This window comes from Salipiger sp. HF18, from assembly GCF_011806505.1.
Taxonomy (GTDB): domain Bacteria; phylum Pseudomonadota; class Alphaproteobacteria; order Rhodobacterales; family Rhodobacteraceae; genus Salipiger; species Salipiger thiooxidans.
On record NZ_JAATOS010000929.1, the window covers coordinates 1 to 737 of the forward strand.

Sequence of the window (737 nt, forward strand, 5' to 3'; positions counted from 1 at the left end):
CTGCTGGTCTCGGCGCTGCAGGTGCTGGCATGGCTCGACCCGGTCCGGCAGCGGTTCCAGGTGGCGATCGCGCTGGCGGGCCGGGTGCTGATGGCGCTGATCTACCTCTGCCTCGGCTGGCAGTTCTGGCGCTTCGCGATCTTCGACGCGGGCTTCGCGCTGGCGCTGGGGATGCTTTTCCACCGCGCCCTGATCGCCGAGATACAGACCCGGACCTGACCGCCGGACCAAGCGAAGGAGGGCCAGCACGATGAACGGAACCCCCAACAAGCGCGCCGCCGTGGTGATCGGGGTCAGCACCTCTGCGGGCCTGACGCCACTCGTGTCGGCCCCGTCGAGCGCCAGCGAGATCGGCGACTGGCTGCGGCAGCTCGAGCCCGGCTACGACGTCACGGTCATCACCGACAAGGACGGCGCGCCCGTCACCCGCAAGCAGATATTCGACGCCGTCTCGCACTACCTGACGCCCACCCGCTACGAGATGCTGGTGATCTACTACATCGGTCACGGCCTCTTCCAGAACGCCAGCGACGTCTGGATGCTGAGCGGCGCCCCCGGAGATCCCGCGGAATGCGTGAACTTCGACGAGAGTCGGGATTCCGCCAAGTTCTGCGGGGTCAAGAACGTGGTCTTCGTCTCGGACGTCTGCCGCTCGCTGCCCGCCACGCTGGGGCAGGCGCGAGTGCAGCCGAGCAGAATCTTCCCCTTTCTCGACCGCTTCCCGCGCCCGACCGGCG

Annotated in this window: 2 protein-coding genes; both read left to right on the plus strand. The window is 68.0% G+C overall.

Annotation, left to right across the window (positions count from 1 at the left end):
- The coding region (locus tag HC022_RS28055; RefSeq protein ID WP_167454545.1) for a hypothetical protein at nt 1–219 on the plus strand (219 nt) is incomplete at its 5' end.
- 31 nt (nt 220–250) lie between these two features.
- A partial coding sequence (locus HC022_RS28060) for a caspase family protein (protein ID WP_167454546.1) occupies nt 251–737 on the plus strand: 487 nt, incomplete at its 3' end.